This window comes from Paenibacillus anaericanus (genome assembly GCF_003994475.1).
Lineage (GTDB): Bacteria > Bacillota > Bacilli > Paenibacillales > Paenibacillaceae > Fontibacillus > Fontibacillus anaericanus.
Map to the genome: position 1 here is coordinate 46960 of NZ_RZNY01000011.1, position 13214 is coordinate 60173.

Genomic DNA, 13214 nt, shown 5'->3' on the forward strand with positions numbered 1-13214 from the left:
TCAAAACTAAAAAGAACCAGGTCGTATGACCGGGCTCTTTTACATTTGCGATGACCTTATCGCCATCAACGTTTGAATTACTTATATGTTCAATGTGCTTGTAGTCACTTACTTAGTGATGTTGAATCATCTTTAAGAAGCTTCTTGATCGTGAGTCCGAATAAAACACAGCAGGTCAGTGCCGCACAGAAATCCGCAATCGGTTCAGCAATAATAACCGCATCAGTTTTCGGACTAATAAATGTGGGAAGCAAGTAAACCAATGGAATAAGCAAGATAATTTTACGCAAGATCGCAATGAAAATAGAAACTTTAGCTTGTCCCAGGGCAATAAAAATCTGCTGGAAGGCAAGTTGAATACCATAAATACATGTGCCTAAGAAAAATATCTTCATTAATCTAGCTGTCAGCTCAATAAGTTCAATATCATCAGTAAAAATCATAATGGGAATCTCCGGTATAAAGATGGCTACTCCCCACATGACCAAACCAAAAGCCGCGCAAAAAACACTACTATATTTAATAGTAGATTTAACACGAGCAAAATCGCGGGCTCCATAGTTATAGCCAATAATAGGCTGTGCCCCTTGTGCAAAACTAGATAACAGAAGCGCAAATATTTGCATAAGTGTTCCCAAGATCCCCATGGCTGCTATATAGAGATCACCCCCATATTTACCGAGAGATGTGTTAAATACAATTTGGATTAAACTTTCGGTCGACTGCATAATGAAGGGTGAAAGTCCCAAGGCTAGTACACTTGTCACTACCTTTGGGTTAATCCGCATATTGGCCAAGCGCAGGCGCATATGGGCACGTTTGGAGGTTAAAAACCTCAATACCCAAATAGCTGAAATGAATTGTGCAATAACAGTAGCCAGTGCTGCACCCTTGATTCCCATATTCATCCCAAAGATGAAAACGGCGTCGAGAATAATGTTTACCACTGCCCCAACACATATCGTGAGCATGGCTGTTTTAGCATAACCTTGTGCTGCAATGAATGGATTCAGTCCCATAGATACGAGTACCGCTACTGTGCCGATTAGGTATATGCCTAAAAAATCGTTAGCAAACGGCAATGTATCTGGGCTTGCGCCAAATAGTGTTAAGAGTGGTGACTTAACGATGAGAAAGACAGATGTAATAATTACGGATGCAATTAACAACATTAAGAAACAACTACCTAGCAGTTCTTCTGCTTTTTTATGTTCGCCTTCACCCATCTTTATGGAAGCTAAAGGTGCCCCGCCAACTCCGATTAGTGACGCAAATGCTGTAATCACCATGATAATTGGAAAAGATAATCCAATAGCCGATAAGGCTAGCGTTCCATTTTCAGCCATTCTTCCGACGAACATTCGGTCAACTAGACTGTACATGGCATTTATCAACTGCGCAACGATGGCAGGAGTAGCCAGTAAAAAAATTAACTTGGGAATACTTTCGTTCGCAAAACGATCATTCATATGAATTTTCATTACAATGGTCATCCTTATTCACTGTGACTTGAAATCATTGCTAGGAGTTGTTGTGCTATACAGCTCCCCATTTGCCACGAATACTCTCAGCCTCTTTAACCATTCTATCTATCAGCTCGGCGACCGTAGGAATATCGTGGATCATGCCCGTCACTTGACCAGCCCAACCAAAACCGTCTTCTTTGATGCCATCATAAATCCACCGCTTATTGGCTTCACCGCTAATATAGTTTTTTAGCGCCTCATAGGTAGGTGTCACACGTTCAATTGCGAGAATATTATCGATGAAGTCGTTTCGCAACACCCTGGCTGGGGCACCGATAGAACGTTTGATCACCGTTGTATCTGACTCTGAACTCTCTACTAAGGCCATTTTATAAGAATCCGAAGCATCCACACATTCTTGGGTAGCGATAAAGCGCGTGCCCATTTCGATTCCTTCCGCTCCAAGTGCATGGGCGGCCATCCATCCGCGGCCATCTCCGATACCTCCCGAGGCAATGACTGGGATTTCTACCGCGTCGACGACCTGAGGTACGAGCACCATCGTTCCAACATCGTCACGTCCTAAGTGTCCCCCACCCTCTTGTCCGACAACAATCACAGCAGATGCTCCAAATTGTTCTGCTTTTTGCGCTTGTCGGCGTGAAGAAACGAGTACAAGTGACTTTATATCCGTGGGCTGCAGTAGCTCTAAAATTGCAGTAGGGTTCCCGCCCGTAATGGTCACAACAGGTACTTGTTCATCTATTGCAACTTGTACCCGATCCATATAGTTAGAACCATACATACCAATGGCAAAGTTAACTCCGAATGGCTTATCAGTTAGGGTACGAGTACGCTGAATTTCTGCGCGCAAGGCCTCTGCGTTTGGGAGACTCATCGCTGTAACTTGTCCCAATCCACCAGCATTCGAAACTGCAGCAGCAAGGTCTGCATAACCTAAATAGGCAAGTCCACCTTGAATAATAGGATATTTTATTTGTAATAGTTCAGTTATTCGTGTTGTCCACTTCATCTTTATCTCTCCCTATTTTCTTTATCGGTAGATGGTTCGAAATATATGGGATAATGGTTGGCACATCTTTCATTAAATATAGCCCGGCAATGATAGCAACTTGTTGTGTTCATGTACTCGTGAATCGTTAATTCCTTGTGGCAATTACCGCAAAGAATAGCCAATTCGTCGAACTGATCTTGTGTCCAACGCTCGATACAATGATCTGCGTGTTCTTCATGGCATTTGTAGCAAGGATAGTAGCGATTGCAGCATTTAAACTTAATAGCAATAATATCTTTTCCTGTATGATAATGAACACATCGTGTTTGATTATCCACGACAGATCCAAAAATGTCCATCTAAATTCCCCTCATATTTAATAATAGTAGGCTCACCGTAATTAAAATGAGTATTCCCCCTACTTTATAATCGATTTGCTGAAATTTCAATGGCCTAAAAGTAGTCCGCCCCTTGCCATTCCCATAAGCACGCGCATCAATAGCATAAGTCAGTTGTTCGGCGCGTTGAGTGATCGTGAAGAGTAAAGGAATAAGAATCGGAACATAAGCCAATATTCGTTTCGGTAGCTTTAAAACCGTAATATCATATCCCCTAGCCTTTTGTGCTAGCAGAATCCGATCAAGCTCCTGCACAATGGTTGGAATAAATCGAATCGCTATTACGATCATTAAAGAAAACTGCTCTACAGGTACGTGTAATTTGGATAACGGTGCTAGTAACTTTTCTAGACCATGGGCTAGCGATAACGGTTTTGTGGTTAATGTTAATATAGAGGCGAGTAAAATAAGTAACATGATACGCCAGACGATACGTATCCCATTGTACAGCCCTTCCACTGTCACCTCAATGAATGACCAGGACCAAATGACGGTTCCTTTCGTGGATACGACATTATATATAAAAGTAAAAATCAATATAAACAAGATAGGCTTTAACCCTCTCACAAAAATGTGAAATGAGATTTTGGATAGCAATAATATGCTAACAACGAAGAGAGTTGCGACTACATAGCTAATGAACGATTCTAGCGTTAGGAAGCTTAGCATGATCATGATCATACTTATAATCTTTGTCCGAGGGTCCAGACGATGAAATACTGAATTTGTCTCCACATACTGTCCAATTAATACGGTTTTCGCCATTTAGAAGCTCCTTGATTGCAAGAATGGCCGCACTTGTTCGATAATAACCTGCTCCCTACAACTTGCAACTTCAATTGTCTGGCCGGATAGTTCCTCCACTAACTTCAAAAGTTGCAGAGGTTCTGGTAGTGACAATCCGACTTCTTCCAGTAATTCCGACTTCTCTAGAAACAAAGTGTTGGTGTCATAATGTCCCATTAATTGTCCTGCGTGTAATACCATGACTTCATCCGAATATTCGGCAACATCATCCATCTGATGAGAAATGAAGAGAATGGTGCGATTATCTTGTTTCTGCCACTTTTTTAGCAGCTGTAGTAGAGCCGTTCGGCTTACTGGATCAAGACCTGCTGTAGGTTCATCTAAAATAAGCAGTTTGGGATCCATCATCAACACCGAAGCTATAGCCACACGACGTTTTTCGCCCCCGCTTAATTGGAACGGCACCAATGGAAGAATATCCTTGGTCAGACCCACTTGCGGCAGAATTGTCTCAATTAATTTCGCTATTTGCTGATGTGGATACCCTTGTAGCTTCGGAGCAAAGGCCAGCTCTTTGAAAACCGTTGTTTCAAATAATTGATGCTCCGGATACTGAAAAACATAGCCTATATTAGGAACTACCTTTAATTGTCCTTTGGCATCCTTATGAATAGGTTGCTGATTAATCAAATATTCTCCCTCTATGTTGGGAATCAGACCTTTCAGCACTTTAGCGAACGTAGACTTGCCTGCGCCCGTTTGTCCAATGGCGGAAATCCATTTGCCTTCTTGAATCGTACAGCTGACATTATGCAATGCCACCCGATCGACGTAGTTCACGCTCACATTACTTAATTGATAAACCATTCAGAAGAAATCATCTCCTTCCAATTTGCCATGAGTGGCGTCTTTAGTTGGAGCTTGTGATGTAGTCTCACTGCAAAGGGCAGTTCTAATTGATATTCTGTAACGGGTACTGTTTCAAAAAAGGACAATGGATCTCCATCAAATTCATTTCGTCCTTCATGAATGAGTAAAATACGCTCTGCAGATAGCACTTCCTCCATATGATGGGTGATGTGAATGATGGTCATGCCCTGAGTATGTAGCTCATGCATAATGGACAGCACCTGTTCCCTACCCTGTGGATCAAGCATGGAAGTAGCTTCATCAAAGATAATCATCTGAGGTCGCATGGCTAGTATTGCTGCAATAGCAACACGTTGCTTTTGACCACCGGATAGCTGATGTGGCATGGCCTCAAGGTAATCCTCCATCTGAACAGCTTGTAGTGCATAATCCAATCGGCTGCGCATTTCCTCTCTTGGCACACGAATATTTTCCAATCCAAAAATTACCTCATCCATAACTGTTGTAGTAATGAATTGGTCCTCTGGATTTTGGAATATAAAGCCTATTTGTGTATGGATCTTATCAAGGTCTACAGAGTTTGACGTATCTAGACTCTTAAATTTCACATGGCCTTCCTTCGGCAGTAGCAATCCGTCCATTAGCTTAGCAATCGTGGACTTGCCACATCCATTTGCTCCGACAATCGCTACAAATTCACCTGACTCTATTGTAAAGCTCATATCCTCTATGACAGGCAGTCCTTTTTTATAATAAAAATGGACGTGATCGAATGTAAGCATGATTCATCTTCCCTTCTGGTGCTGCCATGTCCCAAAAAATTCCTCGACGCTATTTGCGGAAAAGGCGGGTGTAGGCTTTTGCCACTTTGTCACCTTCGTACCGTTTACACCAAATATTTCACCTGTTAAATCCGGATCCGACTGTTCCAGCAGCAAGGCCACGAATCTAGCGACATCGTCGGGACTACCCACTTTCCAGAACTCGGGGAACGGCTCATTGCGGTTGGCGTACTTTTCTTTCACATGCTCGATGATAGGTCTGGTCATATCCGTTAAAGCGGCAGGGGCAATGGCATTCACTCTTATCTGATTGTGCTGTAGCTCGGCTGCTAGCGTCCACACGATACCGAGTATTCCGGCTTTGGCTGCGCTGTAATTCACTTGCCCAACGGAACCGGTCAATCCGGCAGTCGAAGTCATCAATAGAATGTCCCCACCATTGTGCATATGGGGTAATATCCGCTGAATACAGTAGAAGGCGCTATTTAAATGCACGTCTAGTACAGATTGCCACGCATCATCCGACATGTTCATCATTTTATGGTCATGCAAATTTCCGGCGGAATGAATGAATACATCAATACATCCATACTTTGCTATTATAACATCCACCATCGCCGTGACCTCTGACGGATCTGCCACATTGGCAACGTACCCGTTTGCCTCACCACCAGTTCGCTGAATCTCCCGCACAACTTCGTCGATTAGCGTTTGATTCATGCCGTTAACAATCACCTGATAACCGACTTGCCCAAGCTGTATGGCAATGCTGCGACCTATTCCCCTAGTCGCTCCTGTAATTACGGCTACTTTATTCATCACTGCCTCTCTTTCACTGAAAAATCTCCCAAAGCGATCACCTCGCCAGATTCTACTGTAATGGTCACTTGAATCGTGCTGTCACAGACTTCAAAGTCAAAGATCGCAATCGAATCTACTAATAGTGCCTTTTGGAATTTCATGCTATAAGATGAGATCCATTGTGATGGATGCTCGTTTAAATACATGGATTGTGCTAGCCCCATGATATACATGCCATGCGCGATAGGTTGCTTGTAGCCGACCTTGGCTGCGGCTTCAGCGTTCAGATGAATAGCAGCCGTGTCTTTAGAGACATCGGCGTATTGCCGGATCGCCGCAGCTGTAATTCTTTTATTCATACACCATCACCTACAGAGATTAATACGGTTTCCGCTGTGACAATGAGATCACCATCATACATACAAACAAGGCTATGAGTATACAATGTTAGCCCTCCTTGTCTGCCTGTTTTTTTCTCCACGCTCGTTAAAGTTAATTCACAGTCCAAAGTCATACCCGCTATAATCGGTGTCTCATAGGAAAAATGCTGCGAACCGTGAATCAAGGGTTCAATTTTGACCAGCCATGGAATATCGAATTCCTGCCAAAAAATAATGGGCATAGTTGCAGGTGCAATCAGATGTCCATTGATTGTCTGGATTGGCGCTTCGATACTTTGCGCATAGTGCGAAATCCATTCGGCTGTGATATAGAGCTGATGCCTGACCCTATTCATTCGATGGCCTCCACTAAGGTGGCGAGACCTATTCCTCCGCCAATACCTAGTGTTGCAAGACCTCTCTTATAAGGTTTATGTAGCATCTCTGAACATAATCTCGTCATTAAGATGGCTCCTGAGGCACCATAAGGATGGCCAATAGCAAGTGCACCACCTCCAAGATTGACCTTTTCCTCTGAAATCTGCAGCTCTCTTAATGAGGCTAATACTTGCGAAGCAAAGGCTTCATTAAACTCTACTATATCTAGATCTGCAATCGTCAGAAGCTGACGTCTTAGAACCTTGTGAACAGCTGGAACGGGACCCATGCCTAAATAATGCGGATCTACACCTGCAACCTGAGCATCCACCACACGTAAAATAGGTTTTAGTTGGAGTGCCCGGCATTTCTCAAGGGTCATGATGAGAACAAGAGCCGCCCCATCGTTAATAGGACACGCATTGCCAGCAGTTACGGTACCCTCTTCCAGAAAGATTGGTGACAGTTGTTGCAGCTTTTCCAAGCTAGTATTAGCTCTTGGACATTCATCGACGGTAACCCACTCACCATTCACTTGAACAGGAACAATTTCTTGCTGAAATCGGCCCGTTTGCTGGGATTCAAGCGCTTTTTGATGGCTCCTTAAAGCATATATATCTTGTTCTTCCCTTGAAATCGTATATAGTTTGGCAACATTCTCCGCCGCAATGCCCATATCGGGATCACCATAGGAGCTCGGAGTGAAGGGAGCGCGCGTGTAAAGCTGCGGTACACCCATTAGCGTCAGTGGCTTGGCCATTTTCCATGGTGCACGACTTGTACTTTCAACACCACCTGCTAAATACACCTCACCTGCGCCACTTTGAATGAGTCGTGCTGCTATATTGATAGCTTCTAGGCCCGAACCGCACTGCCGATCGATCGTAACACCTGCCACTGTGACAGGTAGCCCTGCTTCCAGCGCAGCAACCCGTGCAATATTACCACCTGGACCAATGACATTGCCTATGATGACATCATCAATCAAGTCTTTTGGTAATTTCGTATTTGCTACGATATCCTGAATAAGAACTGCTAATAATGCCTCCGGCTCAAGAACGCTTAATAGGCCACCCATCTTCCCAATTGGCGTACGTTTAGCCATGACAATGACAGCCTCTGTCATAGGATCACTCTTTTCGTGTAGTCTTTCATTGCCTGACGTGCCAATTTACCACTACTTGTATAGATGAACTCATCCACCGTGATAAGCTGCTTCGGGGCTTTGTAACTAGCTAAATACTGGCGACAGTAATTCTTTATTTCTTCTATAGATAAGCGCTGCTTACCGTTCCACTTCACGAGTGCCGTTACCTGTTCACCCCAGTATGTATCTGGCATTCCAAATACCATCACTTCGTGAATTTCCGGAATCTGTTCTAGCACCGCCTCTACTTCCTCGGGGAAAATATTCAGGCCACCTGATACCATTCTATTTTTAGCTCGACCGGCCATATACAAAAATCCATCATGATCCATAGAGGCATAGTCTCCAAGCATGAGCCATCCATCTCGAAAAACAGCTGCTGTTTCTTCAGGTAGTTGATAATAGCCTTTGAACATCATATCACTACGAATGTATAGCTGTCCTATACGGCCAGTGGGTACCTCCTGAAAATATTCATCACGAATCGATATTTGTACACCAGGAAAGGGCTTGCCTACTGAATTCGCCTTGTCTTCGGAACGAATATCTAAATAACTGATATAGCTCGCTTCAGATGAACCGTAATATTCATATAACTTTGCCCCGCCAAATACCTCCTGGCATCTATTCTTCGATGCCTCAGACCACTTCCCGCCCGAGCTAATCAATGCTTGAATTTGCGTCTGATCAGGGATGGCCTTCTTCATCAACGCTTCAATCATGGTTGGTACGACAAACAAAACAGCAGCTGGGATCTGCTCGCACAGCTGCAATACCTTTGATGCATTAAATTGATTAACTATATGAAAGGTCGCACCACTGTAAAGGCTCTGCATTAAGGTAAATAATGATAAAGAGTGAACCAATGGACCTGGGGCTAAAATATGCTCCATGTTGTTCAGTTGGAAGGCTTCCCTCGTCGCCTCAAAGCTTTTGATCCACGATAAATGTGTGCGCATATACCCTTTTGGCATACCCGTTGTTCCTGAAGTAAAACCAATAAATAATAATTCATTGGTGTCATCTATTTCAGCTTCTGGTTTTAAAGTATCTAGCCAGTTGTCATAGGAACCTATTTCTTCATCAGAAAAGGTGAAAAGTGAGATTCCACTATCCTGATTAATTAGAAACTCTGTAAATGTATTCTCTGTAAAAATCATTCTCGGCTGACACTGCTGTAAAATAGCGTTGATTTCTGTTGCACTCCATTTTGGATCCAAAGGAATGGGAACGCATCCTGCATAGATGGCTCCCAGAAAAACCTCCACGAATTCGATACGGTTCGTCGATAAGATAACTACCTTGTCATGGATGAGTCCATTTTGTTGTAATCCTTGTGCTATCTTTTTCATCTTCATTACCAATGACGAATAAGTATTGCACACTTGGCCGTCGGATAAGGCAACTTTGTCAGGCTGTTGCATTGCATACCGTAGTAAAGGTTCTACTAGATTCATTGCTTATCACACCTATTCAAAATTTCATTTACTATGAGTTATGCACTTTTTCCTCAATTGGGCTGATGCCTTTTAATTGTACTGCAATCACGGCAGCGATAATGGCTTTGATACAATCTCCAGGTAAAAATGCGATAGCACCCACAAGTCCGGCCCACACAGATGTATGTGTTATGAGAGCCATGACTGGAGCACCGATTAAGCTAATAAGTAGCACACCAAAAACCACATTAATGGCAATAACTTTCCATGTTTTTAACCTAGACCAAACCTTTTCTGTCATATATCCGATGCAAAAAGCGGCCACTGGCCAGCTTAGTAAGTATCCAGCAGTCGGTGATACTAATACAGCAAGACCTCCACGTCCTCCAGATAATAACGGTAAACCTAAAGCGACTATTACAATAAATAAAATTATGCTAAGCGTACCCGTCTTCTTTCCTAAAAAGCATCCCGCCAACATAACACCTAGTGTTTGTACGGTAATGGGTACTGGAATAAATCCTAGTGGAATCGGTGGAATCATACCTAATACCCCTAAAAATGCAGCAAATAGCGCAGCAAACACCATATCTTTTGTCTTCATCTTGTTGACCTCCATTGTTTATAATACTGTAATATTTAATCCCTACAAGAGTCGACGTCTATGTATTAGCTAATATGATAACTTGATATTTGTTTATTGTAAACCTGTATTTTATTTGGTGGTTAACAATAAAACAAGACAACGGTAAACGAGCATACAATTGATCGCATCACAACAAAAAAACCGTGATAATCACGGCCGTTTCTAGTGGGTTTTAACCTATTAGGTTGAGGAATCTGTTCCTCTAGCAATGAGCTTTTCTTAATCTTTAGGGTTCATTTCCGCTATAGATTCTCTTAATCTCTTAGGTAGATTGTTGACAACCAAATCGTAAGAGTGGTCAATCATGTCATAGACTTCCGACTCAGACAAGGAACCATCGATCATAACTGTATTCCAGTGCTTCTTGTTCATGTGGAACCCAGGTCGAACTGCCTCAAGTTGCTCTCTCAAGTTTGCCGCAATCACGGGGTCACATTTAAGGTTCAAGTGAAAATGATCCCCTTCATCCTCAAAAATAAGTGCAAACATTTTACCCGCAATTTTGATCACCATTGGATTGTCTCCAAAGGGATACTCTTTAGTTGCTCCGTTCTTCTTTAAACAGTAATCTATGATACTATTCTTCAAATTGGCCCTTCTCCTCTAGAAATTATAAATTTTTGTCATCCGACAATTGAATTGGAGGCTCACTGTTCACGGCTGAATAATCATGCCCTTGAAGATTGTATTATCCATTCTTCTAATTCAGGAATCATATCTGCATAACCTCTGAGTTCGTATATCGTTCCTATCACTTGTGCTGTTCCCAACTGCTGTTCGGCTTCATCTGTACACTCAATCCATAATGAACGCTTTAAGTTATATTCTAGCCATCCTAATTTCCCTATGAAACCATTATCAAAGATAACTTTCCAATCTGCATGAAGTGTTCCATATATACTTTTATATCCTCTTATAAATGCCATGAATTTCTCTTTGTCCATATTTCCTTCTGCATTTTTAGACCAGTACATTGCTGTCTCGATCATTTCAACCATTGCATTCATAAATCCAGCTGCTTCCCAATCAATAATCATGGGGTTATCGTTATGCCACATAACATTTTTGGGATCTAGATCTCGATGACTTATAATACTATCTGCTGCAAGGAGCCTAGCCGATTGATTTGCTTGCACAGTCCAATTGTCAAGATCATCAATGATTTCAAATAGGTGTTTAACCCACTCCGAGTCATTTTCCTGTCCTTTTTGCAGGTAGGATCTCCAAGCTGTTAGCTGAACATCATCTGAAAAATCATGAACCAATTCTAATTTAGAATAATCAGATCTATGTATTTCCGCAAGAATTGCACCGATCTTTTCACAGTGATATATATTGATCTCTTGAAGTTTCAGACTTCTACCCTCTACCCAATGAAACACTAGATAGAACTGACCTTCTATTTCATGAATGGATGTACCATTAACATGAATTGCAGGAAGTGCATTGATTTTCTTCGCTGCAATATTAGCGATTCGTTCTGCATTGATATAGTTCTGCATTGCCTCAGGTCTAAGCATAATCTGAGGGTTCAATGCTTTAATCGCATATTTCCCCAGCGTGGTTTCAACTGCGTACATTCGGTTTAAGAGTCCCCCCGAAATCTCTTCAGGTACACCAATTATCTCACCTAGTTCTAGAGTATTACACAGTTTTTCGAATTGTAAATTATACTGTACATCGCTCATTTTTGGTTTCCCCTTTAGGTTATTCAAATCAACAGACTAATTAATGATTTAATTTTTAGCTCAGTTAGGCTGGGTAATATATTGTCATACTTAAACGAGTTAAGGTTTCCCCAGTATTATAATAAGTGTGAGGTCTGTCTGCCTTAAATCTGATGGAGTCACCTTTTTTTATGGTATATTCACATTCATTCAAATGGATAGTTACTTCTCCTTCAAAAACAGTAATAAATTCCTCGGTGCCTTCTCTATGAGAATCAGAGCTTAATACCCCCTCTTTTTCGATTTCAACAGAGTAAATTTCAAAACGTCTATCCTCATGGAACGGAAACGAGGGATACACTCTACACCTTCCACTGTCTTCAGACAATACTTGGATCTCATCTCTTAAAATAACTTTAATATCAGGTTGCGGATTATTTATTAGGGACGTAAAGGAAGTCTTTAATCCATTAGCTATTTTCCAAATCGTCGTAAGAGTTGGGCTAGACTCGCCTCTTTCAATTTGCCCTATCATAGTCTTACTAACTCCACTTAATTCAGAGACCTTCTCTAAACTTAGTTTTTCCTTCTCTCTAATTGCCTTTAAATTTTTAGCGAGAATACGTTGAATTTCTTCCATAAAATCACTCCTACCTCATTTACAATATAGCGACCTTTATGTACAATATATAGCATTACGTTATACTGTCTATTTCAGTCATTATAACATACAACACGATTAGGAGGTCCGATAGTGCCATTATTTTCATTTTTGTTATTTGTTTTTGTTACCAGCTTTACTCCAGGTCCAAACAATATCATGGCGATGGCGTTTGCGAACAAATATGGATTAAAAAGAACAACCACATTCTGTTTAGGAGTCGGTGTCGGATTTTTTGTTATCACATTATTATGTGTTATTTTTAATCTTTTGCTTAAGAATCTAATGCCAATGATTGAATTTCCTTTGACCATTTTTGGCGTAGGTTATATGTTATATCTGGCTCTAAAAATACTTACTAGTAAACATAATGAAGACAGCAACGAGGAAGGTAATAAAAACTTTTTCTTAATAGGTACGTTGTTGCAATTTGTTAATCCGAAGGGTATTCTTTTTGGCATTACAGTAGTAGCAACCTTTATTCTTCCCTATTACACTTCATATTTTAGCTACCTTGTCTTCTCACTCTTCTTGGGAATTGTCGGTTTAATGAGTACATATAGTTGGAGTCTATTTGGTTCGAGTTTTCAAAAGATCTTATCGCAGTTCCGACAACAGTTTAATATTATTATGGCGGTGTTATTGGTATATAGCGCTATTTCAATTCTTTTCAAGTAAAGAAAAAAGGCAGTAACATTTTAGGGCTTAACCCATAATCAGTGTTTGACGGATTCAAACATCATTCTAAGGGAACTAGCAGCCCTTAATTTAAGTTTTGAGGGTCACAACAAATTCTAACGGAACTGAAAGACCTTAT

16 protein-coding genes are annotated in these 13214 nt (G+C 41.5%); 1 reads left to right on the plus strand and 15 read right to left on the minus strand.

The genetic code is table 11. The annotated features are described in order from the left end of the window. Positions 1-104: 104 nt before the first annotated feature. The 15 genes from EJP82_RS14210 to EJP82_RS14280 form a co-directional block, all read right to left on the minus strand. Positions 105-1481: an MATE family efflux transporter gene (locus EJP82_RS14210; RefSeq protein WP_211350111.1), complete on the minus strand. Its 1377-nt coding sequence runs from the start codon at positions 1479-1481 to the stop codon at positions 105-107. A 55-nt stretch (positions 1482-1536) separates the two neighbouring features. Next, entirely contained in the window at positions 1537-2499 is a 963-nt protein-coding gene (locus tag EJP82_RS14215) for an NAD(P)H-dependent flavin oxidoreductase (RefSeq protein ID WP_127192729.1), read from the minus strand. Between the two features lie 2 nt (positions 2500-2501). Continuing rightward, positions 2502-2840 carry a CHY zinc finger protein gene (locus tag EJP82_RS14220; protein ID WP_127192730.1) on the minus strand — a complete coding sequence of 113 codons (339 nt, stop codon included), beginning with the start codon at positions 2838-2840 and terminating at the stop codon, positions 2502-2504. Next, positions 2841-3644, minus strand: a complete 804-nt coding sequence (locus EJP82_RS14225; protein WP_127192731.1) for an energy-coupling factor transporter transmembrane component T family protein — start codon at positions 3642-3644, stop codon at positions 2841-2843. It lies immediately after the preceding gene. After that, complete coding sequence (locus tag EJP82_RS14230) at positions 3645-4493, minus strand: ATP-binding cassette domain-containing protein (protein WP_127192732.1); 849 nt, start codon at positions 4491-4493, stop codon at positions 3645-3647. It abuts the gene before it with no gap. Further along, complete coding sequence (locus EJP82_RS14235) at positions 4478-5278, minus strand: energy-coupling factor transporter ATPase (RefSeq protein ID WP_127192733.1); 801 nt, start codon at positions 5276-5278, stop codon at positions 4478-4480. Before EJP82_RS14235 ends, EJP82_RS14230 begins: the two co-directional genes overlap by 16 nt. A 3-nt stretch (positions 5279-5281) precedes the next feature. Beyond that, positions 5282-6097, minus strand: coding sequence for an SDR family NAD(P)-dependent oxidoreductase (locus EJP82_RS14240; RefSeq protein WP_127192734.1), 816 nt, complete (start codon positions 6095-6097; stop codon positions 5282-5284). Continuing rightward, on the minus strand, positions 6097-6438 hold the full coding sequence (locus EJP82_RS14245; protein WP_127192735.1) for a MaoC family dehydratase: 342 nt from the start codon (positions 6436-6438) through the stop codon (positions 6097-6099). The genes EJP82_RS14240 and EJP82_RS14245 overlap by 1 nt, the downstream gene beginning before the upstream one ends. Then, positions 6435-6815 carry an FAS1-like dehydratase domain-containing protein gene (locus EJP82_RS14250; RefSeq protein ID WP_127192736.1) on the minus strand — a complete coding sequence of 127 codons (381 nt, stop codon included), beginning with the start codon at positions 6813-6815 and terminating at the stop codon, positions 6435-6437. Before EJP82_RS14250 ends, EJP82_RS14245 begins: the two co-directional genes overlap by 4 nt. Further along, positions 6812-7963 carry a thiolase family protein gene (locus tag EJP82_RS14255; RefSeq protein ID WP_127192737.1) on the minus strand — a complete coding sequence of 384 codons (1152 nt, stop codon included), beginning with the start codon at positions 7961-7963 and terminating at the stop codon, positions 6812-6814. Before EJP82_RS14255 ends, EJP82_RS14250 begins: the two co-directional genes overlap by 4 nt. Beyond that, entirely contained in the window at positions 7960-9441 is a 1482-nt protein-coding gene (locus tag EJP82_RS14260) for an AMP-binding protein (RefSeq protein ID WP_127192738.1), read from the minus strand. Before EJP82_RS14260 ends, EJP82_RS14255 begins: the two co-directional genes overlap by 4 nt. 31 nt (positions 9442-9472) lie before the next feature. Further along, the gene (locus EJP82_RS14265) at positions 9473-10027 is read right to left on the minus strand and encodes a biotin transporter BioY (protein WP_127192739.1); all 555 of its coding nucleotides are present in this window, start codon (positions 10025-10027) and stop codon (positions 9473-9475) included. Positions 10028-10288: 261 nt separating this feature from the next. Continuing rightward, the gene (locus EJP82_RS14270; RefSeq protein WP_127192740.1) at positions 10289-10657 is read right to left on the minus strand and encodes an MmcQ/YjbR family DNA-binding protein; all 369 of its coding nucleotides are present in this window, start codon (positions 10655-10657) and stop codon (positions 10289-10291) included. 80 nt (positions 10658-10737) lie between these two features. Beyond that, on the minus strand, positions 10738-11757 hold the full coding sequence (locus EJP82_RS14275) for a phosphotransferase (RefSeq protein WP_127192741.1): 1020 nt from the start codon (positions 11755-11757) through the stop codon (positions 10738-10740). 64 nt (positions 11758-11821) lie between these two features. Beyond that, positions 11822-12376, minus strand: coding sequence for a helix-turn-helix domain-containing protein (locus EJP82_RS14280; protein ID WP_127192742.1), 555 nt, complete (start codon positions 12374-12376; stop codon positions 11822-11824). Between the two features lie 114 nt (positions 12377-12490). On the opposite strand from EJP82_RS14280, the gene EJP82_RS14285 reads away from it, so the two are divergent. Continuing rightward, complete coding sequence (locus EJP82_RS14285; protein WP_127192743.1) at positions 12491-13075, plus strand: LysE family transporter; 585 nt, start codon at positions 12491-12493, stop codon at positions 13073-13075. The last annotated feature ends 139 nt before the right edge of the window (positions 13076-13214 follow it).